Here is a 25646-nt window from a genome sequence, read left to right on the forward strand (position 1 = left end):
CGATCATGGCCGTTGAGTCCATCGACACCGTCGCGGGTATCCGCGTGCCCGACAGCGCGTTGGCGCGCGAAGTCACCGAGCTCGTTCGCGACGTCGAAGATGAGTTGCTGTTCAACCATTCCCGGCGGGTGTACTTCTTCGGTGCTCTGCAAGGACTGCGACGCGGGCTGCGGCCCGATCTCGAATTGCTGTACACCGCAGCGATGTTCCACGACCTGGGCCTGACCGAACGCTATCGCTCGTCCAGTGTCCGCTTCGAGGTCGACGGCGCGAACGCGGCCCGAGACTTCTTGACCTCGCACGGCTTTGACGAAGCCGGCGCCGCGACGGTGTGGCTCGGCATCGCGCTGCACACCACTCCTGGCGTGCCCGAATTCCTGGCGCCGGAAGTCGCCTTACTGCAGGCCGGTGTGGAGGTCGACGTGATCGGGGTGGGGCGCGAGCAGTTGGATCCGGAAGCGCTGGCCGCGGTGACGGCCGCCCACCCGCGCCCGCAGTTCAAGCAGCGCATCCTGGCGGCGTTCAACGACGGTATGAAGCACCGGCCGCTGACCACCTTCGGCACCATGAACGCCGACGTGCTGGCACGTTTCGATCCCGCGTTCGACCGGGTCGACTTCGTCGACCGGATTCTGCACAACAGCTGGCCGGAGTAACAGCAGCCGCCGGGGTGCTAACCGAGATTCGCCCCGAAGAAGTCGCGGGTCGTCGTCCAGTGCCGCTCGGCGGCGTCGGCGTCGTAAGCGGCGTTGTCGGGTACCGCGTAACCGTGCCCCGCGGCATAGGTCTCGATGGTGTGCTGGACCCCCGCGGCGGTCAGCGCTTTGTCCAGCTGCTCGGCCTGCTCGTCGGTGAACGAGGCGTCGTTCTCGGCTCCGCCGACGTAAATGGCCGCCTGGATCTTGTCGGCCCGCAGGTGTGGGCTGTCGGCGCCGTCGGTGACCAGTCCGCCGCCGTGATACGACGCGGCGGCTGCGACGCGGTCCGGCACCAGCCCGGCGACGGTCAATGCCGCGCGACCGCCCATGCAGTAGCCGGTGATGCCGAACTTCGTGCCGCTGACTTCGGGCCGGGCCGCGAGGTAGTCGAAGTAGGCGGTCGCGTCGGACGCCCACTTCTCGGCGGTGATGCTGCCGATGAAAGAAAACAATCGCTTGCGTTCGTTCTCGTCGGAGAACGCGGTCTTCAGGTCGAACGGGGCCCAGTCGCCCTGCCGGTAGTACACGTCGGGCAGCAGCACCGCATAACCGGAATCGGCCAGGGTTGCGGCCATGTCGACGAAGGTCTGCCGGACGCCGCCGGCGTCGGGGATCATGACGACGCCGGGCCAGGGGCACTCGCCTTCGGGGGTGAACAGGCGCACGGGCACGGAGCCGTCGGCGGTGGTGACGGTGTCGGTGGTGTTCGGCATGCCCTCCGTTCTACTCCCCGCGTCTCGAGGTCATCCCATGGCGTCGACCCGCCGCGCCCTGCTTCGCAGCGCTTGCGATCGCCGCGGGTCTGATGGCGTCGACCCGCCGCGCCCTGCTTCGCAGCGCTTGCGATCGCCGCTACGCTAAGCGGCGTGCCGATTCCCACCCCGTACGAAGACCTCCTGCGGCTGGTGCTCCAGCAGGGCACACCCAAATCCGACCGCACCGGCACCGGCACCCGCAGCCTGTTCGGGCATCAGATGCGGTTCGACCTGTCCGAGGGCTTCCCGCTGATCACCACCAAGAAGGTGCACCTCAAGTCGGTGGTCTACGAGTTGCTGTGGTTCTTGCGCGGCGAATCCAACGTGAGCTGGTTGCACGAGCACGGGGTTTCCATCTGGGATGAATGGGCCAGCGACACAGGCGATCTCGGCCCGGTGTACGGGGTGCAGTGGAGATCGTGGCCGACACCGTCCGGAGAGCACGTCGACCAGATCACCGCGGCTGTGGATCTGCTCAAGAACGACCCGGACTCCCGACGCATCATCGTCTCGGCCTGGAACGTCGGTGAAATTCCTCAGATGGCGCTGGCCCCATGCCACGCGCTGTTCCAGTTCTACGTCGCCGACGGTCGGCTCAGCTGCCAGCTCTACCAGCGCAGCGCCGACCTGTTTCTCGGCGTGCCCTTCAACATCGCCAGCTACGCGCTGCTGACACACATGATGGCCGCACAGGCCGGTCTGGATGTCGGTGACTTCGTCTGGACCGGCGGCGACTGCCACATCTACGACAACCACGTCGAGCAGGTCACCGAGCAGCTCAGTCGCGAGGCCCGGCCCTATCCGAAGCTGCTTCTCGCGCAACGCGACTCGATCTTCGACTACCGCTACGACGACGTCGTGGTCGAGGGCTACAACCCGCATCCGGCGATCAAAGCGCCGGTCGCTGTATGAGTGACCTGGGTCTGATCTGGGCGCAGTCGACGTCGGGGGTCATCGGGCGGGACGGCGACATCCCGTGGCAGGTGCCGGAGGACCTGATCCGCTTCAAAGAGGTCACCCTCGGCCACACCGTGGTGATGGGCCGCCTGACCTGGGATTCGCTCCCGCCGAGATTTCGGCCGCTACCGGGCCGCAAGAACGTCGTTCTGACCCGCCAGCAGGACTTCGTGGCCGAAGGCGCGACGGTTGTGCACCGCCTGGACGACGCGCTGGCCGACCCGGACACCTGGGTGATCGGTGGGGCGCAGATCTACACTTTGGCGCTGCCGCAGGCCGCCCGGTGCGAGGTCACCGAAATCGATCTCGACCTGCCCCGGGACGACGGGGATGCCGTCGCGCCGGTGCTCGACGAGCGCTGGATCGGAACGGCCGGAGAGTGGCACACCAGCCGCGCCGGCGTGCGTTACCGGTTTCACACCTACCACCGCTCCTGACCTGCACCGGAAGGTCCGCCTGACATACTCGTCGGGTTAGTCACAAACGGTCTTCGTGGCGTCTCGACAAGGGGGTATTGGCATTGACAACCGAATCCACGCAGATGTTCACCCGCACATTCCGGGGTTACAACCCGTCCGCCGTCGATGCTCACATCGAGGTGCTGACCACCAAACAACAGTTCCTGCTCAACGACGTCGAGAGCTTGCGAGCCAGGCTCAAGGACTCCGGCGACGAGGCGGACGCGTTGCGCAAGGAAGTGGATGTCTTGACGGACACCTCATCCTCGCCGCATGCGTTGCAGGAGCGGATGGCGAAGATGCTGCGTCAGGCGGTCGACGACGTCTCCGAGATGAGGGCCGAGGCGGAATCCGAGGCCGCGTCGCTGGTCGCGGCCGCCGAAGCTGAGATCCAGGCCACGCAGCAAAGGCACAAGGACGAGTTGGCGGAACTCGCCGTGCAGAAGAAAGCGCTGGAAGCCGAGTACGTCGAGGCCAAGGAATTGCTCGAGGCCGAAGTGGCGAGCATGCGCGCCGATGCCGAAGAAGAACGCGAGCAATTGCTGGCCGACGCCAAGCTGGAAGCCGACCACTACCGCGAGCAGGCGAAGGCGGAGGTTGACGAGGCCAGTCGGCAACGGCTGAAGGTCTTGGAGCAATTGATGGGCGTCTACCGCGACCTGGAAGCCGTCCCAGCGGCATTGCAATCCGCGTATCAGGAAATCAAGAATCCATCGGAGTCAGGCGCCGTGGCTAGTGGCAACTCGGTCCGTTGAGTTATCCGCTGCACAAGCTCGACGGATAGCTGTTGCGGCTCAAGGATTTCACGAACCCAAACCGCAAGCGGCAGTCACCCGCGCGCACCTGCGCCGGCTGATCTCCCGCATTCAGGTGCTGCAGTTGGACTCCGTGTCGGTTGCGGTGCGGGCCCACTACGCGCCGGTGTTCAGCCGGCTCGGGCCCTACGATCGCGACGTGCTCGACCGCGCGGCATGGGCGCACAGCGCGCGTTCGCCGCGGTTGCTGGTCGAATATTGGGCGCACGAGGCCGCGTTGATGGCCGTCGACGACTGGCCGTTGATGCGTTGGCGGATGGGCCAATACCGGCACGGCCGCTGGGGAACTCGCATCGTCAAAGCGAATCCGAAGCTCGCCGACAGAATAGTGGCCGCCGTCGACGAATTGGGGCCGAGCACCGCGGGGCAGATCGAGGCGCACCTGTCCACCGCGCCCCGCGGCCCCCGGGGAGATTGGTGGGGGAGTCGCAGCGACACCAAGTGGGTGGCCGAGGCGTTGTTCGCCGCCGGCACGCTCACCACGGCGACCCGGGTCGGTTTCGCCCGGCACTACGACCTGGCCGAAAAGGTCTTGCCGGCCGAGGTGGTGGCCCGCCAGGTGGACGAGAGCGAGGCCGTGCGCGAACTCGTGCTCCGGGCCGCCGGCGCGCTCGGGGTCGCGACCGAGCCCGACCTCCGTGACTATTTCCGGCTGGCTCCGAGCCAATCGAAACCTGCGGTGGCGCAGTTGGTCGCCGACGGCGAACTCGAGCAGGTCAATGTCGATGGATGGCCGGTGCCAGCGTATCTCAGTGTGGGACAGACCATTCCACGGCAGAACCGTGGCACTGCACTGCTGTGCCCGTTCGACCCGCTGATCTTCTTCCGTCCGCGCGTAGAGCGATTGTTCGGGTTCCACTACCGCATCGAGATCTATACGCCGGCCGGCAAGCGTCAATACGGCTATTACGTGTGGCCGTTCCTGCTCGACGGTGAATTGGTCGGACGGGTCGATCTGAAGGCCGACCGCTCGGCGGACACATTGCACGTGCTGGGCGCCTTTGTCGAAGAAGGTCAGGCGCCTGCGCGGGTGGCGGAGGCGTTGGCGCCGGAGCTGCAGACTATGGCAGGCTGGCTGGGTCTGGCGGGCGTGACGGTCGGCCGCCGTGGCGATCTGGCCGCGGCGTTGCGGTCGGCTCAGGGTAGATAGATACCGCGGATGCGGTGGAAGCGGTGCCGCCGGAGCAGGGCGTTGGCCGCGATCAGCCCCGACATCACCGCTGCTTCGATGCAGCCGGCGTTCATGGCGCAGTCTGTCCAGTCGCCGGCCAGAACCAGGTTGTCGTAACCGCTTTCGTCAGGCCGCAGCCGGTACCGCTCGGTGCCGGGGACCGATTGCACGTAGCGGTCTGATGGGTCGACGTTGACGCTGACGTGTTGGCTGTCCAGCGCCGCGCGACCCCGTTCGCCGTTGACGCCGCTGAGCAGATGCCAGTCGAAACCGTTGTCGTCGAACGCATTCGGGAAGAATGGCCGAAGGTTCCGGTCGACGAACGCGGCAGCGTCGTCGCGTACCTGATTGTCGTATCTCTGCAAGTAGCCGGCTCCCGAATCGCTCGTCGGCCACGCCGCGTTCATCGTGCCACAGAAATAGGCGACGGTGCCCGGGCGGTCATGTTCCGGCCAATCCTCACTCCACAGCGTCTGCGGCATCGAAGCCCATGTTTCGAACGGCCGCAGGTAGGCGCTGATCGTCACAGCCGGCTCGTGCCAGCCCAGCGTGGGTTCGTCCGGGCGAAGCCAGAGCTGAAACGCGTGAGTGGCAACGGTGCGTACGCGTGACGTCATCTCCTGCCAGTCGGTGCGGTCCTCGATCAACTCACCGGCGACGATCGGCAGCATGCCCACCGAGACCGCGAGCACCACGTGGTCGAAATCGACACCACGGCGCAGGATTCGGGTCTCGGCATCGTTGGCTTCCGACCAGTAGGTCTCCAGTGCGTGCCAGCCACCACCGGGCGTCTGCTCCCCGGACAGCTGTTCGGTCAGGGGAGTGCTCGGAAACACCGGCAGCCCATGGACTTTGGTCAGCGGCTCGTAGGCCTGGTGCCCGTCGGCGAGGTGGACCTGGCGACCCATGGTGATCGAGTCGATCGCCAGCCGGTGGTCGTCGAGGTGCAGCGCGTCGAGGCGGTGGAAGAATTCGAATTCCACGCCGCGTTGCCGCAACGCTTGGTATAGCGGCGCGACCACGATGTCGCCCATACCGGCGGTCATCTTCCAGAAGATGGCGCCCTTGTATTGGAACAACGCCAGCGCGGTCAAGAAGATCGCCTGTCCCGCACCGAAAGCCGGTCGCTGCGGGTCGGCATCTTCGTAGGCGAACACCAAGTCGTACAGGCCGCGCACCAGCGCGAAATCGAGGACGTCGGGATGCGCCCCGTGGCGCAGAAGCCATGCGTTGTAATCCTCGTCGTTGATCGCTCGGAAGCCGCGGGGATCGGTCACCAGGTTGTCGGAAAGAATCCCGCGGATTACCGCGACCATCATTGACAGCAGTTGCCAAGACCGCCGGTGGTCCGGGCGCCGCTCGCAATCGAGCGCCTCGCGGGTTGCATCGACCGCATTGTCGATCATCGCGCTCAACGACGGCCTGGCCGCGTCCGGGTCGGCGAGTGCCATCAGGGCGGCCGCCGCGGCGCACTGGACGGCGTCGACCCACCGCGACACCGGCGCAGGTTCGGCTGACGTGGACAGTTCCAAGCCGATAGGCGCTGCACTGCGCTGAGATTCGGCGAAATCGCGCACCAGTTGCACCGCCCGACGGGTGAACTCGAAAACGGTCATCTCGCGCCCGGTGGCATCTGGTTCCCCCGGCAGGCCGTCGTTGCGGGTGAACGTCCCCAACCACATCAGCCAGTCGTTGCCGAACCGATCCGCCAGCCCCAGGTTGTCCCCGGGAATGAGGGCCTGATCCCACGTTTTGATCGGTGCGGTCGGATCGGTTGTTGCACGGTCGATTTCGCCATAACACTCGCGGAGCATGCCAAAGGCATTCTCGTAGTAGCCCAGCCAGATATGCAGACCGTGTTCTTCGATACGGCCGTTCGGGCCACGGCTGGATGCGCCTTTCCCGCCGAGCCGCCAGCCACGCTGATAGACAGTGATGGAGTCGAAACGGTCACGCCATCCGGGTTCACTGAGCCGCCAGGCCGTGCTCAGTCCAGCCATGCCGCCTCCGATGATGGCGACCTTGCCTCCGGGCCGGCTCACCCCAGCAGTGCCCGTGCTCGAGTCAGCTCCGGCCACCCGCTGTCGGCGAGGAAGCGGCTGATCGCATCGGTGAGGACACCTCGACCGGACTCGCCCTGCAATTCGAAAACATCTATGGCGGATCGTAATTCGAAGATCGATGCTCCTTGTTCACGAGCAGTCGCAATCGCCGCCTGCAGGTCGGAGTCGCGGGCGTCCACCTGGGCGGCCGTGTGGGCACGCAGGCGCAGCAGCTCAGCCCGGTAGAAGTTGAGGCCCGTTTCCATGCCCAGTTGCAGGGCGGTATCGAGACGTTCACGCGCCGCGTCGAGCCGCCCAGAGGCGGTAAGCAGTCGCGCCAGCACCGCGTCATAGAACGACACGAATAGGATCGCTTCCGCCTCGCGCCAGCTTTGAACAATGAAGTCGAGCATCCCGAGGTGAATCTCCAATTGGTCGACTGTGCCTGCGGAAAGAGCGGCCAGCGCGTTGACCGTCGCCAACTGGGCGGTGCCCATCGCGACCCAGTAGTCGAAGCCGTGCCGTTGGGCCTCCGCCCGGAGATCCTCGGCCAAGGCCGCGGCGCGATCGAGCTGGCCGGCCTCGGTGCGCACCCAGATCTCGTAGCAGCGCTGGAAGGCATGGCTGAACGGGCCCTGGGGGAAGTCAAGCTTTGCCGCGCGGTGCACGGCGTCGGCGAACAGTTCCTCAGAACCCGTCAGGTCGCCTTCGACGCAACGTGCCAACGAAAGGTGCGTCTGTGCAGACACGGTCGGCTCGTTGGGGACAAACCAGGCGGTGTCGAAGTTAGGTATGCCCGCGGCTGCCAGCGCTGCGGTAGCTTCCTCGAGGATGGCGCGCGATTCGGCGAAATCCCCGCTATACCAAGCGACGATGCCGAAGGCCACATCGTTGGCAGGGTTGAACCAGTGTTGGCGGCTCGACCATTTGGCGCGCATGGATTGCGACAGCTGCAGTGTCCGCCGGAGATCGCCGCGCGGCAAGTAGTACGCCCACAGGGCGGTCAGGGTCGCGAAAAGCTCAGTCTCGCGCAGGTCCGCGCTCGCGAGTTGCAGGCACCGCTCGAAGTCGACGGCGGCCTGGGGGCTGGCGGTGCCCTCCGCTGCCGATGCGAGGAAGCCGCGCCGCAGGCGCAGGCGCGTCTCACGGCGATCGCGCTCCGGACCCGGTGCCGCGCGTTCGATCTGCGCGATGGCGAGGGTGAGGTGAGCGCGCGCCTCGTCGAGTCCGCCCCGACGCCGGGCGTCGTGTGCCGCCTGCCGGTAAGCATCCGCTGCCTCGTCGAATCGCTCCGCACGCTCGTAGTGCACCGCCACCAGATGCCAGTCGGGATTCTCCGAATCGCGCACCAGCACGTCGGCCACCCGGCTGTGCATTATGCGGCCCACGCTGGGCGGTGGTAGCTCGTAGGCAACCTCGCGGAGCAACTCGTGCCGGAAACGCCAGCTGTCAGCGCCAGTCGGCTCAAATACGCGCGCGATCTGCAGTTCGCGAATAGAGTCTTGCAACTCGGATTCGGTCATATCCAGGACGCCACGGAGGATGTCGCCGTCGAACCCTCGGCCAATCGTCGCGGCGGCCTCGACGACCTGAATAGTCTTGTCGCTGGCGCGAAGACGAGCGAACAGCGGCTCATAGAGCGCGTCCGGCACCCGCGCCCAGCGTGCGCCGTCAGTGGGCTGCTCGTGCAGTTTGGTGACGATCTCCTCGATGTAGAGCGGCACTCCGTCGCAGCGGTGCTGCACTTCGGCGCGCGCCTTGGCGGACAAGGTCGGGTCGAGCGCGGTGATCAGTTCATCGGTTTCGGCGACCGTCAGCGGCGCGAGGTCGAATGTCTTGATCTCAGCGATGTTGGGCAGCAATTGGGATTCTCGGGCGGTGATCACGACGAGCAGCCGTCCGGTGTTCGTGCGCAGCAGCGAATTCACGACACCCAGTGTCGACGAATCGAACCACTGCACGTCTTCGGCGAGGATCACCGCTGGACCCTCGGCGACGATGGCAATGAGATACCGCTGAATTGCTTTCGCGATCAGACGGGACAACTTGGCGCCCTCGGCGTGAACGGGCTCATAGCCGTGGTCGGCGGATACTCCCAACACCAGAGCCAATAGCGGGACTGAGGATTCCGGCTCGATCCCGTAGGCGCGCACCTGCTGCTCCAGCAGTCGTAACCGGTCGGCCTGTTCAGTGGTTCGCTCGATCCCGCAGCGTTGCTCGAGGAGGGCGCGGATCGGATACAACCCGACGTCGCTGTGAAACGGGGAGCCAATCAGTGCCAGAACGGGATTGCCCGACTGTTCGGCGATGTCGGCCGCCACGGTGGCCAGACGACTTTTGCCCACGCCGGCCTCTCCGATGAAACCCACCCCGGGAGTGCGTAGCGAGCCGCTCTGTGCCTCAACCCAACTGGATTGCAGGTGGCTTAATTCCTCGGCGCGCCCGACGAGTGGGCCGAGCGGTATCCGGGTCCAGTTGACGCGTTCACCGACAACTTGAAAGTGCTCGACTGGTTCCGCGATCCCCTTGACAGTCTGAGCCGTCCTGGCTTCGAGGTCGAAGTAGGGTCGGGCCATCGGTGCGATCGCCCCGGAGACCACTACGCCATTCGGCGGAGCCAGCCCGGACACCCGGGATGCCAGGTTGGCGCCGAGTCCGTAGACATCGTCTTGTTCGACATCGAGATAAACCAGGCCGCGGTGGATTCCGGCACGCACCGAGATCTCGAAACCGAATCGCGCCTGAACGTGTGTGCTGAGCCGCGCCACTTCGCGGGTGATGTCCAAACCGGCTTGCACTGCCCTTCGCACGTCGTTCTCATGCGCTTTGGGGTGACCGAACACCGCTAGCAATCCGTCGCCTTTGGTCGAGAAGACGTGACCCTCGTAGCGGTTGACGGCGTCGTTGACTTGCTGGCGGTAACGGCCGATTACAGTGCGGTAGATCTCCGGCTCGACACGGGTGGACAGCGCGGTCGAATCGACGACATCAGCGAAAAGAATTGTCAGACGGCGTAACTCGCCGGTGCCGGCGGCCGGGGTGGCCAGCAGGTCTTCGGCCTCGCGGTTGCCGCTGTCGACCGCGAGCACCTGCTGAGCCAGTGCGCTCGCGGTCGCGCGGTCCCCACCGTTGAGGGCTTTTACGGCACGGTCCAGCAACTCGTCGATCGTGCGCGGCGGTCCGGGCGTGCTCACAGGTCGATTATGACGTCTTTTTCGACGGAATACGGCTCTGCGCAGCCTATTTGAGTCAGCCGGACTCGCCCGCGGTAGGTGCCGCTCGATAGGTTCGGCCAGTTGACTCCCACCCGGAACGAGGTGGCATGAATGCGCACGACCGGCGGAACGAAATACGTCGACTGGGCGGGGATGATGCACGCCGGCGCCCCGTCTTGGACAAATGGCTTGGCGATCGACAACGTCCGCTTGAATTCGTTGTCGGGATCAATCTTGATGAAGTCCGAAAGATCGCGCGCATCGGGGATGTGCGGCAGGCATGGGACCGGGTTCATCTCCAGGCCTGCGGTCAGGACCAGGTTGACCAGTTGCTGAGTCGACTGGGCCCATTTCTCGGTACTGAAAGTTCCATTGTTGATTTGCGTATTGGCCTGCAGCACAATGCCGCCCGCTTGATTGACCAGGCGCCGTGCCTGCTCGGCCCACTGTCCGAAGAGTGAGGGTGTGGTCATGTGTCGTTCCCCTGGGTCGGGTTGCGTAGCCGCTCGAGGTAGCGCCACGGATCGGTGGCCAGTCGCACTGCCAGGTCGGTGCCGTATGCGATGGTCTCCTCGATGGGCACTTGGCCGGCTGCCAGCTTGGCCGCGATGGCTGCGCTCTTGGCGGACATGTGGTCGATGCACTCGTTTGTCATCTCGATCGCGACCTCGACGGCCCGACGGCTTGGGTCAGGCGACTGATCGGGCTCGCCCGGGTGGCCCGGAGATCCGTCGTGCGGCGGCGCAGCGGACGGTTCCCAATCCTTCCAGCCCTGAGTGTTCTGGGCCCGCTTGCTGACGCCGCCGATCAACATGTCCATACCTTCGTAGCCGTATCCCATGGAGCACGCGAAGATCGCCCCGGCGATCCAGGACAGGTTGTGGAATGCGACGACTTTGCGGGTGCGCACCCTCACGCCGCGGGATGCGGGGTCTTCGCTCGTCGCATTCATCCTGATGAAGCCCTCGTCGACCACCACTCGGCCGTCGCCCTTCCCGTCGGGGACCGGGTCGTCGTCGAGTGCGTAGTTCAGATACGCCGTCACCGGGGGTTGGTTGGCGGATGGCCCTTTCCAGTATTTCAGCGGCGTCACCATTTGGGGGGTGCCGGTGATCGGACACGTTGTGCTCACGTGCTCGAGCACCCTATGCCAGCCGTCGGCTCTCGTGGGCTTGGGGTCCATCGCGCAGAAGAACGACAGGCACCGGTGCCAGTTCAGCGGATCGACGACATTTTTGATATCGACCAGCGAGACATCCGAGCTCTCGAATTCCGTTGTCAATACCGCACTCAGGTGGCCATGGACCCACTTGGATTTGAGGTCGCACAGCGGCACCGTGGCCACCTTGCCGTCAATCAGATTCTGGCGGACCGCGGAGCGCATGACGCTGGGAAAGTCATCGCGCTCGTGGAATGCGCTGCGCAGTAGCGCGAGAAGGCCGTTGCCCGCGGGTGTGCCGGACTTACTTTCACTCGAAGGCGACAGGGGGCTTACGACCTGCAGTGTCCGCGAAAACTGAGCGTCCCACTCGTCGAGTCCCTGATACATCGGGAGTTGGCTGAGTGCCCCGATGGCATAAACCATCCGGGACAGTTGCACGGCGCTCAGCGAATTGGCGTCATCCTCTTCGTCGGGCGGGGATTTTTGTGCCTGAAGCACGGTCAGCGCATCGCTCAACTCCGGGGCAGTCGCGGAACCTTCCTCGCGCGGGCCCGCGCCGGGACTGTGGTGCAGAAAACCCAGTAGTTCGTCGTACCAGCCGGCGTTGGCTCCGGTGCTGCCGGGCAGGTACCGCTCGACGGTCTGTTCGACGCCCGCACCATGGTTGCCGGTCACCGCGCGATCGAGAGCGCCGTACAGCGCCAGAAGAGCTTGGTTGACCGTTGCGACAGCGGGAGCAGTCATTGAGACCTCCGGAGCCGGTTTGCCCAGGTAGCATACCGTCGCACGCGTCGATTTACAGCGTTAACTCAGATGAAATATTGTTTGCCGAAATACGGCCGACTCCGCAGGAGGGTTCGTTGACCAAACGGGGGTTCAACGACGACGGCACGATCGACGACCTGCCGTGGGCCTCGGTGTTCGATCCGGCCGCAAATGCCCGGGCGCTCAGTGCGATTCAGGCTGAGGGCTTCCGGGCCGCCAGCCGTATCGTCGACCGCTTCGTCCGCGCTGTGGAGCCCAAAGTCGATGGGGGAGCGGCCGACGCAACCGGTGAGGGCACCACGGTGGGCGACAGCCTCAACGAGTTCGAGCGGCTGACCCGCGCCTGGTGGTCGATGACTGGGCAGTTTCTGCTGCGGTCGTTACCAGCGACGGCCAAAAGTGGCAGCGATTCGGTGAGCCTGGACACCAGCGACCCCGGCGCTGGGGGCGGCGTGAATGTCGATGTAGCCGTGGGCGAGTCGGCCCAATGCGAGATCTGGCTGCACAACCGGGGAACTGACGACCAAGGCGACGTGCGGCTGCACGTCAGCGACCTGCTTAGCCACGACGGCAATGTCATTCCGTCAACTGCGGTGCGAACCGACACCCAGGTCGTGCCGATGCCCGCTCGATCCAGTCGGGGCGTTGGCATCGTCATCGCCGCCGGGCCAGAGGTCCGGCCAGGCATCTACCGAGGCACCATATTGGCCAGCGGCAACCCCGATCTGTGGCTGCCGGTCACGCTCACCGTCCGGCTGCCCAACACATGACCAGCACCGCCGACCGTGCCGCCTTGGTGAGCGTAATCGATGAGCGTCTGAGGGAAGTGGCCAAACTGGTTCGCCGATCCATGCTTGACGCGATGCCTGACGGTGAACCGAGTCAGTGGCTCTACGCACCGATGCGGGAGTACCCGTCACGGCCGGGCAAGGCGCTCCGGCCGGCGCTGTGCCTGTCGGCAGGCCGGGCCTTCGGCGCCGAAGCGAACGAGCTGCTGGGCCTTTCGGTCGCGATCGAACTGCTGCACAACGCGTTTCTGGTCCACGACGATATCGCGGATGGCAGTGAAATGCGCCGCGGCAGACCAACTTTGGCGGCCTCGCACGGTATGGCCGCGGCACTGAACGCCGGCGATGCGCTAGCGGTGGTCGCAGGGCAGGTGTTGCGCCGGGCAACCCGGCGCCTGGACCGTGACCTCGCAGATCTGGTGTGGGCCGAATTCGACACCATGGCCATGCGCACCCTCGAGGGGCAGGCTACCGAGGTCGGGTGGCAGCTCGACAACGTCGAAGATGTGCGGCCCGACGACTACTTGCATCTGATCATGCACAAGACGTGTTGGTACACCACGATTCATCCGCTGCGGGTCGGTGCGATCGTCGGTTCACGCGGCACCGCCGACCTCGGACCGTTGGTGCGGTTTGGCTTCCACTTCGGCGCCGCGTTTCAGATTCGCGACGACCTGCTCAACCTGGTGGGCGACGAACACCTTTACGGCAAGGAGATTCTGGGCGATCTCTTCGAAGGCAAGCGGACACTGCCGCTGGTGCACCTGGCCTCCACGGCGCAAGGCCGCGACCGCGATCTGGTGCGGGACTATCTGCGGCGCAGCCGGCCCGAGCGATCGGTAGAGCTGGTGCAACGCGTGCGCGCGCTCATGGACGAGTACGGCAGCATCACGTTCACCAGTGAATACGCCGAGGGCATCCTGCTGGTAGCCGAGGAGTATTTCCAGGAGGCCTTCGCCGACGCGCAGCCCGGCCCGGACCTTGATTTCCTGCGGGCACTGGTGCCCTACGTCTGGGCGCGCTGGCGCTGACGCGGCTGGTCTGATTGCCGGGCTAGGGTGTTTCACCGTGGCAGAGACCGCGCCGTTGCACGTGCAACTGATCGCCAAGACCGACTTCCTCGCTCCGCCCGATGTGGACTGGAACACCGACGCCGACGGTGGCGAGGCGCTGACCGAGTTCGCCGGCCGCGCGTGTTACCAGAGCTGGTCCAAGCCCAACCCCAAGACCGCGACCAACGCCGGCTACCTCCGCCACATCATCGACGTCGGGCACTTCTCGGTGCTCGAGCACGCCAGCGTCTCGCTTTACATCACCGGCGTCTCGCAGTCGTGCACCCACGAGCTGATCCGCCACCGCCACTTCTCCTACTCGCAGTTGTCACAGCGCTACGTCCCCGAAAATGACTCGCGGATCGTCGTACCGCCAGGAGTGAGCGAGGACGAAGAGTTGCAGCAGATCCTCACCGAAGCCGCCGACGCCAGCCGCCTCGCCTACACAGATCTGTTGAACCGGCTGGAAGCCAAGTTCGCCGATCAGCCGAATGCGGTGCTGCGCCGCAAGCAGGCCCGTCAGGCTGCCCGGGCGGTACTTCCCAACGCCACCGAGACCCGCATCGTGGTCACCGGCAATTACCGCGCGTGGCGGCATTTCATCGCGATGCGGGCCAGTGAACACGCCGACATCGAGATCCGCCGACTCGCGATCGCCTGTCTGCGGCTGCTGGTTGACGTCGCGCCGGCGGTGTTCGGCGATTTCGAGATCGCCACCCTCTCCGACGGCACCGAGGTGGCGACCAGTCCGCTGGCCACCGAGGCCTAAGCAAAGGGCGCCGCACCGGCTAAACGGTTTGGTACCGCCAGGTAACCTTGGGTCCGTGAGCACGGGCGGATTCGACGTTTACGCACGCTTGGGCACGTTGCTGACCGCCATGGTGACGCCGTTTGCTCCAGACGGCTCCCTGGACCTGCCGGCGGCCGCCCGATTGGCGGTCCACCTGGTCGACTCCGGCTGCGACGGTCTGGTGGTGTCCGGGACCACCGGAGAATCGCCGACAACCACCGACGCTGAGAAGCTCGCGCTGCTGCGAACAGTTCTCGAAGCCGTGGGTGATCGGGCCCGCGTCATCGCCGGCGCGGGCAGCTACGACACCGCGCACAGCGTCCACCTGGCGAAGGCCAGCGCCGCCGAGGGGGCACACGGCCTGCTCGTCGTCACGCCCTACTACTCGCGGCCCCCGCAATCCGGATTGCTGGCGCACTTCACCGCCGTGGCCGACGCGACGCCGCTGCCGGTACTGCTCTACGACATTCCGCCCCGCTCGGTGGTGCCGATCGAATACGACACGCTGCGTGCGCTATCCGCGCACCCCAACATCGTCGGGGTCAAAGACGCCAAGGGCGATTTGCACGCAGGCACGCAGCTGATGGCCGAGTCGAACCTGGCCTACTACTCCGGTGACGACGCGCTGAACCTGCCCTGGCTGGCGGTGGGCGCCACCGGATTCATCAGCGTGATCTCGCATCTGGCCCCCGGGCAGCTGCGAGACTTGTTGACTGCCTTCGCTTCTGGTGACCACGCCACCGCCCGCAAGATCAATGTGGCGATCGCCCCGCTGTCCAATGCGATGAGCCGGCTCGGCGGCGTCACGCTGTCCAAGGCCGGGCTGCGGTTGCAGGGCATCGAGGTCGGCGACCCACGGCTGCCGCAGGTGGCCGCGACGCCCGAACAAATCGATGCGCTGGCCGCCGACATGCGCGCGGCTTCGGTGCTCAGGTGATCCGGTGGAGGTAGACCTGCAGCCGCCGGGTCCGTTGGCCAAAGGTGGCCTGCGGGTGACGGCGCTGGGCGGAATCAGCGAAATCGGCCGCAACATGACCGTTTTCGAGCACCTGGGTCGTCTGCTGATCATCGACTGTGGGGTGATGTTTCCCACCCACGACGAGCCCGGCGTGGACCTGATCCTGCCCGACCTGCGCCACATCGAACACCGCCTCGACGACGTCGAAGCGCTGGTTCTCACCCACGCACACGAAGACCACATCGGCGCGATCCCGTTCCTGCTCAAGCTGCGTCCCGACATTCCGGTCGTCGGTTCGAAGTTCACCCTGGCCCTGGTCGCCGCGAAATGTCGGGAGCACCGGGTCAAGCCGGTGTTCGTCGAAGTGGCCGAGGGCATGCGCACCACCCACGGTGTGTTCGAGTGTGAGTACTTCGCGGTCAACCACTCCATCCCCGACGCGCTGGCCATCGCGGTCCGCTCAGGCGCCGGGACGGTGTTGCACACCGGCGACATCAAACTCGACCAGCTCCCACTCGACGGTCGGCCCACTGATCTGCCGGGCATGTCCCGGCTTGGTGACTCCGGCGTCGACTTGTTCCTGTGCGACTCGACCAACGCCGAGATTCCGGGCGTCGGGCCGTCGGAGAGCGAGGTCGGCCCGTCGCTGCACCGGCTGATCCGTGGCGCGCAGGGACGTGTCATCGTCGCGTGCTTCGCCTCGAATGTCGATCGCGTGCAACAGATCATCGACGCCTCGGTGGCGCTGGGCCGGCGGGTGTCGTTCGTCGGACGCTCGATGGTCCGCAACATGGGAATCGCGCGGGACCTCGGCTTCCTGAAGGTGGACGACTCGGACATCGTCGAGATCGGCGCCGCGGAGATGATGTCGCCCGAGCAGGTGGTTCTGATCACGACGGGCACGCAGGGCGAACCGATGGCGGCGCTGTCGCGGATGTCGCGCGGCGAACACCGCAGCATCACGCTGACCGACGGCGACCTGATCATCTTGTCGTCTTCACTCATCCCGGGTAACGAAGAAGCCGTCTACGGGGTCATCGACGAGCTTGCCAAGATCGGCGCCCGGGTGATCACCAATCAGCAAGTTCGCGTTCATGTCTCGGGGCACGCCTACTCGGGTGAGCTGCTGTTCCTCTACAACGGGATCCGGCCGCGCAACGTCATGCCGGTGCACGGCACCTGGCGGATGATGCGGGCCAACGCGAAGCTCGCCGCGAGCACCGGTGTGCCGGAAGAGTCGATCGTGTTGGCCGAGAACGGGGTCAGCGTCGACTTGGTGGGCGGCGCGGTAAGTATCGCCGGCGCGGTTCCCGTCGGCAAGATGTTCGTCGACGGGTTGATCACCGGGGACGTCGGGGACACGACCTTGGGCGAGCGGCTCATTCTGTCGTCCGGCTTCATCGCGGTGACGGTCGTCGTACGGCGTGAGACGGGCAAGCCCGCAGCGCCGCCGCAATTGCACTCGCGTGGCTTCTCTGAAGACCCCAAGGCGCTGGAGCCCGCGGTCCGCAAGGTCGAAGCGGAGCTGGAATCGCTTGTGGCGCAGAGCGTCACCGATCCGGCTCGGATTGCTCAAGCGGTCCGGCGAACGGTCGGTAAGTGGGTGGGGGAGACCTACCGCCGCCAGCCGATGATCGTGCCGACCGTCATCGAAATCTGACCTCGGGGTCGAGCAGGCCCATTGCCTCGATGATGTGGCCGAACAACATTCCGACGAAATTCGTCAACTGACTGCGTCCCAGGATGAGTTGTTGGCGCAGCGGCGTCGCCGTGGTGAAGTCGCCGCCGGCCATCTGATCGAGCAGAGCGATTCCGCCGGTGTACTGGCGGCGCAGCTCGGCCACCCGTTGGCGCAGTGATCCGACCACGTGCAGACCTCCGGGTGCGACGTTCAGCACCGACAGCAGACGGTCGACGTAGATGGTGACCCGGCGTTCGTCCGGATCGTCTTGGGGGCCGAGATCCAAACGGCGCGTCGCGGCGTCGAGGACTGCCGCCTGGTGGGGTGACAGGTAGCGGTAGGCCGGTTCGGCAAAAGCCCCCGGCAGTATGCCCGTGAGCGGGACAGCCTCGTCGCTGGCCACGTGTCGAGTATGGCCCCGCCAACGATCGTGACGTGGGACTGCCCACGTCACGGCGTGTCGAGACGTGTCGGTTTACGTCTTTTCGGCATATGCCGTCCATTCGATCGGTGACACGGTGAGATGGCGGCCGGTTGGTTCGATGTAGCGCTGCGTGATCAAGTCCGGACCAGCTTGCTCTCGGAGTTGCCAGCCGTGGCCCGCCAGAAACGTGGCAACTTCGTTCGGCGGCAATCCGAAATGCCACAACTGTCGACGCTGGACAAACCTGCGGTACAAGGCTTCCGCTCCGTACAGGTTGATGCCGTCGATGAAATCCTTTCGGACGTAGGTGAACACCAGTCGACTGCCGGCCGCCGTCGACCGTTGCCGGGCCAGTGTGGCGTGGACGGCGTCGGGGCTCAGATACTGGGTAACGGCTTCCCAGACGAACAGGGTTCGGGTGTCGCGCCGATAGCCGTGATCGACCAGCGTGGCCATGACGTCGTCGCGCTCGAAGTCCAACGGCACCAATCGAACTGAGCCAGGTGGCGTTCCCAGTGCCTGCCGCACTGCGGCGGCCTTGCGGGCGATGTTGACCGGTTGGTCGAGTTCGAAGATCGGGATGCTGGTCGCGTTCGCCAAGCGGTACGCGAGCGTGTCGAATCCGGCCCCCAGCACCACCACCGCGTCGATGTCGTCGAGGGACGCGGTGACAACGTCGGCAATGTAGCGCTTACGGCAGTTCGTGGCGGCCCACAAGCCGGGGCCCTCACGCTCCATTGCGGCAATGGTCAACCTTCGCAACAGATTCGGGGGTGCCACGTTGAGGAGCCATCGAAGCGGCGCCGGCAGGAACTTCACCGCGAGGTCGTCGTCGACCAAACGTCGATGCGGCGATTCGGTCTGCTCGACGGCGACCAGCAGCATCGGCCCAAAAGCCGTGTGTGCCGCCGGGTTTCCTGGCATCTCGGCTACTTGTTGAGGAAGCCCGCATCGACCGGCAGGGTCACGCCTGTGATGTAGCGGGCTTGGTCGGACACCAGCCATGCCACGGCGTTGGCGATGTCCTCGGCCTGCAGCACTTCCACCGGTAAGGCGTTACCCATGGCGCCCGGCGAACTGGTCGCGGCAGCCATCTTGGCCAGCCACTCTCGGGTGAACTCGTTGTTGATCATCGGCGTCTCGACCCCGGTGGGGTGGATCGAGTTCACCCGAATATTGCTTTGTGCCAGCAGGTTCGCGTAGACCCGCATCAGCCCGACCACGCCGTGCTTGGCGGCCGCGTAGCCCACGGATCCCGCGTCAGGGCTGCCCACGCCGGCGAGTCCGGCCGCGGAACTGATCAGCACGATGGATCCGCCGGTGCCCTGTTTGACCATGACCGGAATCGAAGCCTTGATGGTGTTGTAGACGCCCGTGAGGTTGACGTCGATGACGTCGTTCCAGCCGTCGTCGCCAGATGCCATGGGCGCGATTCCGGCATTGGCCACGACGATGTCGAGGCGGCCGAGCTCGTCCACACCTGCCTGCACTGCGGCAGTCAACGCGGCGCGGTCGCGAACGTCGGCCTCCTTGGCCACGATCCGGGCCCCGGTGTCCTCGACCAGCTTGACGGTGGCCGCGAGATCCTCGGAACTGGCCAACGGGTACTTGACGCTACCGATGGATGCGCAGATGTCGATGGCAATGATGTCGGCACCGTCGGTCGCCAGCCGGACGGCATGGGCACGGCCCTGGCCGCGCGCCGCCCCGGTGATGAAGGCGACCTTGCCCTCGAGTGGCCTCGCCGGGCCCGCGCCTGTCACCGGCGAATCTGTCCCTTGTCCGGATCGCCGGCGGGAACGGGCTGGAGCATCTTGATGTCCGGCGCCCCGACGAGGTGCTCGCCCGCCGCGCCGAACATCTTGCCGACCGCCGGGGCGGTGCTGTGGGTCTTGAGCGCCTCCTCGTCGGCCCACTGCTCCACGAACACAAACGTCTCACCCGACTGGTTGACCGAATAGAGCTGACAACCCGGCTCCTCGTGGACCTCCTCGGCCGCGGTCGTGAGAATGTCACGAACGATGTCGACCGATTCGGGTTTGACGGTCAGGGTGGCGACGACGACGACGGGCATAACGGCTCCTGGGGGGTCTGAGCAGTGCGTGCTACGTGACGGGTGTCACCCTACCCAGCCATTTCGGCCGCTCATTCACCGGTCAGATGGTCACGCTCTGGTAACCAGTGTGGCGGATGGTGTGGATGGTGCATTTGCGATTAGGCTTGGCCCATGGCAAGCAAGACTGTCGCGCGGTCCGGAGCTCGAACGAGCAGGTCAAAGGGGGCGGCGCGGGGTACACGATCGCCGCAGACGCGTAAGAAGTCGGCCCGTCGACCTGCAGCACCGGCGAGGCGCCCGGCCCGGCGTCACAACCGCGGTTTGGTGGCCGGAACGGGGCTGGCCGCAGGCCGCGCCGTCCGTGCGACCTGGCTGATGCTGGCCAAAGGCACCGGGAGCACCGCCAGGTCGGTCGGCCGGGCTCGCGAAATCGATCCGGGTCACCGGCGCGACGGGATCGCCCTGGCGCTGCTCGGTGTCGCGGTCGTGATCGCCGCCGGATCCTGGTTCCACGCCGCCCGTCCGGTAGGCGCCTGGATCGATGCGATGGTGCGGGTGTTCATCGGCTCCGCCGTCGGGGTGCTGCCCGTCGTGCTCGCCGCCGTGGCGGTGTTGCTGATGCGCACCGAGCCGAACCCGGAGGCCCGGCCCCGGCTGGTGCTGGGTTCGACGATGGTCGCCTTGCCGGTGCTGGGGTTGTGGCATCTGTGGTCGGGCTCGCCGGACTCGCCGGCCGGGCGCGCCCATGCCGCGGGCTTCGTCGGCTTCGCCATCGGGGGACCGCTTTCCGAGGGCTTGACGCCGTGGATCTGCGCGCCGCTACTTTTCATCGGTGCGTTGTTCGGCTTACTGCTGTTGACCGGCACCACGATTCGTGAGGTGCCCGAGACGCTCCGGACCATGTTCGGCACTCGGATGTTCGGCTACAACGACGACGACGACGACTACTACGACGACGATGACGACGCCGTCGACCACGATGTCGCCGACGACTTCTCGGACGGCTACTACGACGAGGCCTCGGCGTACGGCGACGACGAGGCGCAGGCGTGGCCCTCGAGCGCCGAGCCGGTGGTGCCCGACGAGACTCCGACAGTGCCGGAGCCGGCAGCGTCGCGCAGTCGCAAACAGGCGGAGAAGGCCCCGAAAAAGACTGCAAAACAAGACACTTTGGTGCTCGACCGGGTCGTCGAAGGCCCGTACCACCTGCCGTCGCTGAATCTGCTGGTGGTCGGCGATCCGCCGAAGAAGAGGAGCGCGGCCAACGACCAGATGGCCGACTCGATCACCTCGGTGCTCGACCAGTTCAAGGTCGACGCGGCGGTCACCGGCTGCACCCGGGGTCCGACCGTCACACGTTACGAAGTCGAACTGGGCCCCGGCGTCAAGGTCGAGAAGATCACCGCGCTGCAGAAGAACATCGCCTACGCGGTCGCGACCGAGAGCGTCCGGATGCTCGCGCCGATTCCGGGTAAGTCCGCGGTCGGCATCGAGGTGCCCAACACAGACCGCGAAATGGTGCGCCTGGCCGACGTTCTCACCGCCCCGTCGACCCGCCGCGATCACCACCCACTGGTGATCGGGCTGGGCAAAGACATCGAGGGCGACTTCATCTCGGCCAACCTGGCCAAGATGCCGCATCTGCTGGTCGCCGGCTCCACCGGTTCCGGTAAGTCCAGTTTCGTCAACTCGATGCTGGTTTCGCTTCTTGCCCGGGCCACACCCGAAGAGGTCAGGATGATTCTGATCGACCCGAAGATGGTGGAACTGACGCCCTACGAAGGCATTCCGCACCTGATCACCCCGATCATCACCCAGCCGAAGAAGGCCGCTGCGGCGCTGGCGTGGCTGGTCGAGGAGATGGAGCAGCGATACCAGGACATGCAGGCGTCCCGGGTCCGCCACATCGACGACTTCAACACCAAGGTGCGCAGCGGGGAGATCACCGCGCCGCTGGGCAGCCAGCGGGTGTACCGGCCCTACCCGTACGTGCTCGCCATCGTCGACGAGTTGGCCGACCTGATGATGACCGCCCCGCGGGACGTCGAGGACGCGATCGTCCGCATCACCCAAAAGGCCCGTGCCGCAGGCATTCACCTGGTGCTGGCCACCCAGCGACCGTCCGTCGACGTGGTCACCGGCTTGATCAAGACCAACGTGCCGTCGCGGCTGGCGTTCGCGACGTCGTCGCTGACCGACAGCCGGGTCATCCTGGACCAGGCCGGCGCGGAGAAGCTGATCGGCATGGGCGACGGATTGTTCCTGCCGATGGGTGCGAGCAAACCCGTCCGCCTTCAGGGCGCCTACATCTCCGACGAGGAGATCCAAGCCGTCGTCGCGGCCTGCAAAGAGCAGGCCGAGCCCGAATACACCGAGGGCGTCACCGCGGCGAAGTCCACCGGTGAGCGCAAGGACGTCGACCCCGACATCGGCGACGACATGGACGTGTTCCTGCAGGCGGTCGAGTTGGTGGTGTCGAGTCAGTTCGGTTCGACATCGATGCTGCAGCGCAAGCTGCGCGTCGGGTTCGCGAAGGCCGGCCGGCTGATGGATCTGATGGAGACCCGCGAAATCGTCGGGCCCAGTGAGGGTTCCAAAGCGCGCGACGTGCTGGTCAAGCCCGAGGATCTGGCCGGCACGCTGATGCTGATTCGCGGTGGCGCCAACGCCGACGGCTCCGACGACGACGACTAGACAGTCAGCAGTTCTCGTAGATGCGAGACATCTCTACTTCCAGGGGTGGTCGCCGGTAATTCGGTTCGTGACGCTCACAGCCGCCCACAATGATTCGAACAGGCCCGTCGCCACTGTGAAGTGTCAATTCAACTGGGCGATTGAACTGTCGAACCAGATCCGCGATCGACATCGCGATCAGGCGACCCTCGGATGCGGCGTTCGGCCCGGATGGCAGGCCGGCCTCGATCTCGGTTTCAGCCTGGCTGCCGCGTTCAGCTGGGATATGAGTCGACCCGCTGACGTCGGTACGTGATCCCAGGAGTTCGGTGATCTGCCGCCACAAGGCCGTGTCTGAGTCGCTGGGAGGGTTCGGTGTGGAGGTGTATTCCTGCGGCCGAAAAGTTTGGTCGACCACGTTCATGATTCGCCATGTGGTGTTGGCCAACGCTTGGTCGCTCCGCTGCAGCGCTCGTGCGGAAGCGTTCGGCGTGCCGGGCTTGAGAGTGATGAAAATGTCTGGACCCCGCGCGGGTCCACCCGAGGTCGGCTGGCTCAAGTCGACATATTCGGCTATCGGGAAGTGGACGGCACGCAGCCACGCGGCGGTGCTGGCGCCGACATCGGCTGCGCTGAGGTCAAGCGGTGGCGATGCGTTGTCGCCGAGCTTGAACGTCGCCTGCGAGTAATCGACGAGGTAGTTGCTTTTCAGTTGCGGTGTTGCAGGATAACGGATGTCGAGTTCCGTCCGGTGGCCGCCGAGGTGATTGGTTTGCAGCAGTTCGACGAAGGTGCGGCCGACTTCCACGGCTTGCTGCTCGGTGACTCGGTTGTCGAGTCGTGCGGTCAGGTTGAGATTCTGGCCGTTCTCGAAGCTCGACTCGTAGCGCATTTCAGTGCCTGCAACGCCGGGCATTGTCTTGATCAGCTGATCCAGCCGCTCGGCGTCGTCCCGGTGGTCGGAGAGACACCCTGATGTCGAACACACCACCGCCGCGGTCAATGCGATAACCCTGCGCACCGTCAGAGCACCAGCAGCATCCGCGAGTTGCCCAACGTGTTCGGCTTGACGTAGCTGAGATCCAGGAACTCGGCGACACCGATGTCGTAGGAGCGCTGCATCTCCTCGTAGACCTCGGTGGTCACCGGGGTGCCCTCGATCTCGGTGAAGCCGTGCCTTCCGAAGAACTCGGTCTCGAAAGTCAGCACGAACAGGCGCTCGAGCTGGAGCTCACGCGCGACGCGTAGGAGCTGATCGACGATCGCGTGGCCGATACCGCGACCGGTCATCGAAGGATCGACGGCTACCGTGCGAACCTCACCCAGATCGGCCCACAGCACATGCAGCGCGCCACAGCCGATCACCTTGCCGTCGTACTCGGCCACCCAGAACTCCTGGACGGCCTCGTACAGCGTCACCAGGTTCTTCTCCAGCAGGATCTTGCCGGCGTAGGTGTCGACGAGTTGCTTGATCAACGGGACGTCAGAGGTGTGCGCGCGCCGAATCGTGGGCCCGTCGGCCGGTGCTGCACTGGCTGCGCTCACGAGTTGCAGAGTATCGGTCGGAGGCCTCCCGGCGACGATGCAGAGCGCGTGGCGCGATGGGAGGAGCGGGCAATAAGCCTGCTGCGGCTGGTAACCGATATTCTGATGCCGTGTCGGGGCAGCCTCAGTCAGGTCCAGTAGTCCCGCGCGTTCGGGTCACCAACCTGGCCAATGTGCTCACCCTGCTGCGGCTGGTGCTGGTGCCGGTGTTTCTGTTGGCCCTGTTCGCCGGTAGCGGGCACGAAACCGCCAGCCGCATCATCGCTTTCGTCGTGTTCGCGGTCGCGGTCATCACCGATCGGCTGGACGGGGCGCTGGCGCGCAACTACGGCATGGTGACCGAATTCGGCACGATGGCCGATCCGATCGCGGACAAGACCCTGGTCGGCGCCGCGCTGATCGGGCTGTCGATGCTGGGCGACCTGCACTGGTGGGTGACGGTGGTGATCTTGGCCCGCGAGGTCGGGATCACCGTGCTGCGTTTCGTGATGCTGCGCCACGGCGTCATCCCCGCGAGTCGCGGCGGCAAGCTCAAGACCCTGGTGCAGGCCGTGGCGATCGGATTGTTCGTGCTCCCGGTATCTGGGGCCTGGCTGATGACCGCCTGGGTGATGATGGCCGCTGCGATCGTTCTGACCATCCTGACCGGGTTGGATTACGTGGTGTCTGCCGTCAGGGACAGCCGTGGACGACCCGCTGCTCACTGACGACGCCCGTGGCCTCGTCGCTGATCTGACCGTTCGCAACCAGAGCGTCGCGACCGCGGAATCGCTCACCGCGGGGCTGCTGGCGGCGACGCTGGCCGGTGTCCCCGGTGCTAGCGAGGTGCTGCGCGGCGGCCTGGTCACCTATACCCAACAAACCAAGATCCTGCTGGCCGGCGTCGCCCCGGAGATTCTCGAAGAGGTCGGTCCGGTCGCGGCGCCCACCGCGCGGGCGCTGGCCGTCGGCGCACGTCAACGCTGCGACGCGACCTGGGGTGTCGGGTTGACCGGCGTCGCCGGACCCGAACCGCACGGCGGGCACGACGTGGGCACGGTGTTCATGGGGCTGGCCGGTCCGGTCGACACCGAAGTGATCGAGTTGCGCTTGACCGGGAGTCGTTGGGACATCCGCCTCTCAGCGGTTCGCGAGTCGATCAGCCGGCTGCGGGCGCTGGTCGCGGCAAACTGACCAGCGGGGGAACCATCGGCCGAGCCGCGGGCGTTGTTTTGGTGAAGAATTGAGCTGACCAGACGTAAGGAGAGCGCGATGCCGTCATTGCTGCGCGAGGTTCTCGGCGACGTACTGCGCCAGGCCCGCATCACCCAGGGCCGCACGCTGCGGCAGGTGTCGGACTCCGCGCGAGTCAGCCTCGGCTACCTCTCAGAGGTCGAGCGCGGCCGCAAAGAGGCGTCTAGTGAGTTGCTCAGTGCCATCTGCGATGCGCTGGACGTGCCGCTGTCTCAGCTGCTCACCGACGCCAGCGAGCAGCTGGCCGGCCAGCTGGAGGCGCAGCAGCCGACCGAGGCCGCCTCGCCCAGCGCGGCCAACATCGACGTGAGCACCAAGGTCGTCATCCCGCCGGTGGTCGCCCTGGCGGTGCCGGCGGGCGTCTAGACCCGGTGAGCAAGGGTGTGGCATTTGCGGTGGAGACGATAA

The 25646-nt window shown here is 65.7% G+C and carries 24 protein-coding genes and 1 pseudogene; 14 read left to right on the forward strand and 11 right to left on the reverse strand.

Annotated features, from left to right (window positions below):
- Positions 1-5 precede the first annotated feature (5 nt).
- Positions 6-656, forward strand: coding sequence for an HD domain-containing protein (locus CYU59_RS14885; protein WP_292990893.1), 651 nt, complete (start codon positions 6-8; stop codon positions 654-656).
- Between the two features lie 17 nt (positions 657-673).
- On the opposite strand, the gene CYU59_RS14890 is transcribed toward CYU59_RS14885, so the two are convergent.
- A complete protein-coding gene (locus tag CYU59_RS14890; protein ID WP_292990895.1) occupies positions 674-1411 on the reverse strand; it encodes a dienelactone hydrolase family protein in 738 nt (245 codons plus the stop codon).
- A gap of 153 nt (positions 1412-1564) precedes the next feature.
- Here CYU59_RS14890 and CYU59_RS14895 point away from each other — a divergent pair, with 153 nt between their 5' ends.
- The 4 genes from CYU59_RS14895 (at position 1565) to CYU59_RS14910 (ending at position 4833) form a co-directional block, all read left to right on the forward strand.
- On the forward strand, positions 1565-2365 hold the full coding sequence (locus CYU59_RS14895; RefSeq protein WP_292990897.1) for a thymidylate synthase: 801 nt from the start codon (positions 1565-1567) through the stop codon (positions 2363-2365).
- Positions 2362-2847 (forward strand): dihydrofolate reductase, encoded by a 486-nt coding sequence (locus CYU59_RS14900; protein ID WP_292990899.1) that lies wholly within the window; start codon positions 2362-2364, stop codon positions 2845-2847. The genes CYU59_RS14895 and CYU59_RS14900 overlap by 4 nt, the downstream gene beginning before the upstream one ends.
- A gap of 83 nt (positions 2848-2930) precedes the next feature.
- Positions 2931-3623 carry a cell division protein DivIVA gene (locus CYU59_RS14905; RefSeq protein ID WP_292990901.1) on the forward strand — a complete coding sequence of 231 codons (693 nt, stop codon included), beginning with the start codon at positions 2931-2933 and terminating at the stop codon, positions 3621-3623.
- On the forward strand, positions 3604-4833 hold the full coding sequence (locus CYU59_RS14910; protein ID WP_292990903.1) for a crosslink repair DNA glycosylase YcaQ family protein: 1230 nt from the start codon (positions 3604-3606) through the stop codon (positions 4831-4833). The genes CYU59_RS14905 and CYU59_RS14910 overlap by 20 nt, the downstream gene beginning before the upstream one ends.
- Here CYU59_RS14910 and CYU59_RS14915 read toward each other — a convergent pair.
- From CYU59_RS14915 to CYU59_RS14930, 4 genes are read right to left on the reverse strand one after another with little or no spacing between them, the layout of a single operon-like run.
- Positions 4821-6896 (reverse strand): FAD-dependent oxidoreductase, encoded by a 2076-nt coding sequence (locus CYU59_RS14915; protein ID WP_292990905.1) that lies wholly within the window; start codon positions 6894-6896, stop codon positions 4821-4823. The two genes, CYU59_RS14910 and CYU59_RS14915, sit on opposite strands and share 13 nt — an antisense overlap.
- A complete protein-coding gene (locus CYU59_RS14920) occupies positions 6893-10090 on the reverse strand; it encodes an adenylate/guanylate cyclase domain-containing protein (RefSeq protein WP_292990907.1) in 3198 nt (1065 codons plus the stop codon). Before CYU59_RS14920 ends, CYU59_RS14915 begins: the two co-directional genes overlap by 4 nt.
- Complete coding sequence (locus tag CYU59_RS14925) at positions 10087-10584, reverse strand: hypothetical protein (RefSeq protein ID WP_292990909.1); 498 nt, start codon at positions 10582-10584, stop codon at positions 10087-10089. The genes CYU59_RS14920 and CYU59_RS14925 overlap by 4 nt, the downstream gene beginning before the upstream one ends.
- On the reverse strand, positions 10581-12017 hold the full coding sequence (locus CYU59_RS14930) for a hypothetical protein (protein WP_292990911.1): 1437 nt from the start codon (positions 12015-12017) through the stop codon (positions 10581-10583). The genes CYU59_RS14925 and CYU59_RS14930 overlap by 4 nt, the downstream gene beginning before the upstream one ends.
- A 116-nt stretch (positions 12018-12133) precedes the next feature.
- Between CYU59_RS14930 and CYU59_RS14935 the strand changes: the two genes are divergently transcribed.
- The 5 genes from CYU59_RS14935 to CYU59_RS14955 all read left to right on the forward strand — a co-directional run bounded on the left by CYU59_RS14935 (position 12134) and on the right by CYU59_RS14955 (position 17286).
- Positions 12134-12808: a hypothetical protein gene (locus CYU59_RS14935; protein ID WP_292990913.1), complete on the forward strand. Its 675-nt coding sequence runs from the start codon at positions 12134-12136 to the stop codon at positions 12806-12808.
- Positions 12809-12900: 92 nt separating this feature from the next.
- Complete coding sequence (locus CYU59_RS14940) at positions 12901-13857, forward strand: polyprenyl synthetase family protein (RefSeq protein ID WP_292990915.1); 957 nt, start codon at positions 12901-12903, stop codon at positions 13855-13857.
- A gap of 37 nt (positions 13858-13894) precedes the next feature.
- A complete protein-coding gene (gene thyX, locus CYU59_RS14945) occupies positions 13895-14647 on the forward strand; it encodes an FAD-dependent thymidylate synthase (RefSeq protein ID WP_292990917.1) in 753 nt (250 codons plus the stop codon).
- A 55-nt stretch (positions 14648-14702) separates the two neighbouring features.
- Positions 14703-15605: a 4-hydroxy-tetrahydrodipicolinate synthase gene (gene dapA, locus CYU59_RS14950; protein ID WP_292990919.1), complete on the forward strand. Its 903-nt coding sequence runs from the start codon at positions 14703-14705 to the stop codon at positions 15603-15605.
- Positions 15606-15609: 4 nt separating this feature from the next.
- On the forward strand, positions 15610-17286 hold the full coding sequence (locus CYU59_RS14955) for a ribonuclease J (protein ID WP_292990921.1): 1677 nt from the start codon (positions 15610-15612) through the stop codon (positions 17284-17286).
- Here CYU59_RS14955 and CYU59_RS14960 read toward each other — a convergent pair.
- The 4 genes from CYU59_RS14960 to CYU59_RS14975 form a co-directional block, all read right to left on the reverse strand.
- The gene (locus CYU59_RS14960) at positions 17273-17710 is read right to left on the reverse strand and encodes a hypothetical protein (RefSeq protein ID WP_292990923.1); all 438 of its coding nucleotides are present in this window, start codon (positions 17708-17710) and stop codon (positions 17273-17275) included. The genes CYU59_RS14955 and CYU59_RS14960 overlap by 14 nt on opposite strands.
- Positions 17711-17782: 72 nt before the next feature.
- Positions 17783-18655, reverse strand: a complete 873-nt coding sequence (locus CYU59_RS14965; protein WP_292990925.1) for an SAM-dependent methyltransferase — start codon at positions 18653-18655, stop codon at positions 17783-17785.
- 5 nt (positions 18656-18660) lie between these two features.
- Positions 18661-19494, reverse strand: a complete 834-nt coding sequence (locus tag CYU59_RS14970) for a mycofactocin-coupled SDR family oxidoreductase (RefSeq protein ID WP_292990927.1) — start codon at positions 19492-19494, stop codon at positions 18661-18663.
- Positions 19491-19805 carry a putative quinol monooxygenase gene (locus CYU59_RS14975; RefSeq protein ID WP_292990929.1) on the reverse strand — a complete coding sequence of 105 codons (315 nt, stop codon included), beginning with the start codon at positions 19803-19805 and terminating at the stop codon, positions 19491-19493. Before CYU59_RS14975 ends, CYU59_RS14970 begins: the two co-directional genes overlap by 4 nt.
- A 73-nt stretch (positions 19806-19878) precedes the next feature.
- Here CYU59_RS14975 and CYU59_RS14980 point away from each other — a divergent pair.
- Positions 19879-22481 (forward strand): annotated as a pseudogene (locus CYU59_RS14980) (DNA translocase FtsK).
- A 4-nt stretch (positions 22482-22485) separates the two neighbouring features.
- On the opposite strand, the gene CYU59_RS14985 reads toward CYU59_RS14980, so the two are convergent.
- Both CYU59_RS14985 and CYU59_RS14990 read right to left on the reverse strand, forming a co-directional pair.
- Positions 22486-23481 carry a hypothetical protein gene (locus tag CYU59_RS14985; RefSeq protein WP_292990931.1) on the reverse strand — a complete coding sequence of 332 codons (996 nt, stop codon included), beginning with the start codon at positions 23479-23481 and terminating at the stop codon, positions 22486-22488.
- A 2-nt stretch (positions 23482-23483) separates the two neighbouring features.
- Entirely contained in the window at positions 23484-24005 is a 522-nt protein-coding gene (locus tag CYU59_RS14990; RefSeq protein WP_292990933.1) for an amino-acid N-acetyltransferase, read from the reverse strand.
- A gap of 110 nt (positions 24006-24115) precedes the next feature.
- Between CYU59_RS14990 and pgsA the strand changes: the two genes are divergently transcribed.
- The 3 genes from pgsA to clgR all read left to right on the forward strand — a co-directional run bounded on the left by pgsA (position 24116) and on the right by clgR (position 25604).
- A complete protein-coding gene (pgsA, locus tag CYU59_RS14995) occupies positions 24116-24712 on the forward strand; it encodes a CDP-diacylglycerol--glycerol-3-phosphate 3-phosphatidyltransferase (RefSeq protein WP_292990935.1) in 597 nt (198 codons plus the stop codon).
- Positions 24690-25178, forward strand: a complete 489-nt coding sequence (locus CYU59_RS15000; protein ID WP_292990937.1) for a CinA family protein — start codon at positions 24690-24692, stop codon at positions 25176-25178. The genes pgsA and CYU59_RS15000 overlap by 23 nt, the downstream gene beginning before the upstream one ends.
- A 78-nt stretch (positions 25179-25256) precedes the next feature.
- Positions 25257-25604, forward strand: coding sequence for a transcriptional regulator ClgR (gene clgR, locus CYU59_RS15005; protein WP_292990939.1), 348 nt, complete (start codon positions 25257-25259; stop codon positions 25602-25604).
- The last annotated feature ends 42 nt before the right edge of the window (positions 25605-25646 follow it).

The organism is Mycobacterium sp. (assembly GCF_002863225.1).
Classification (GTDB): Bacteria; Actinomycetota; Actinomycetes; order Mycobacteriales; family Mycobacteriaceae; genus Mycobacterium.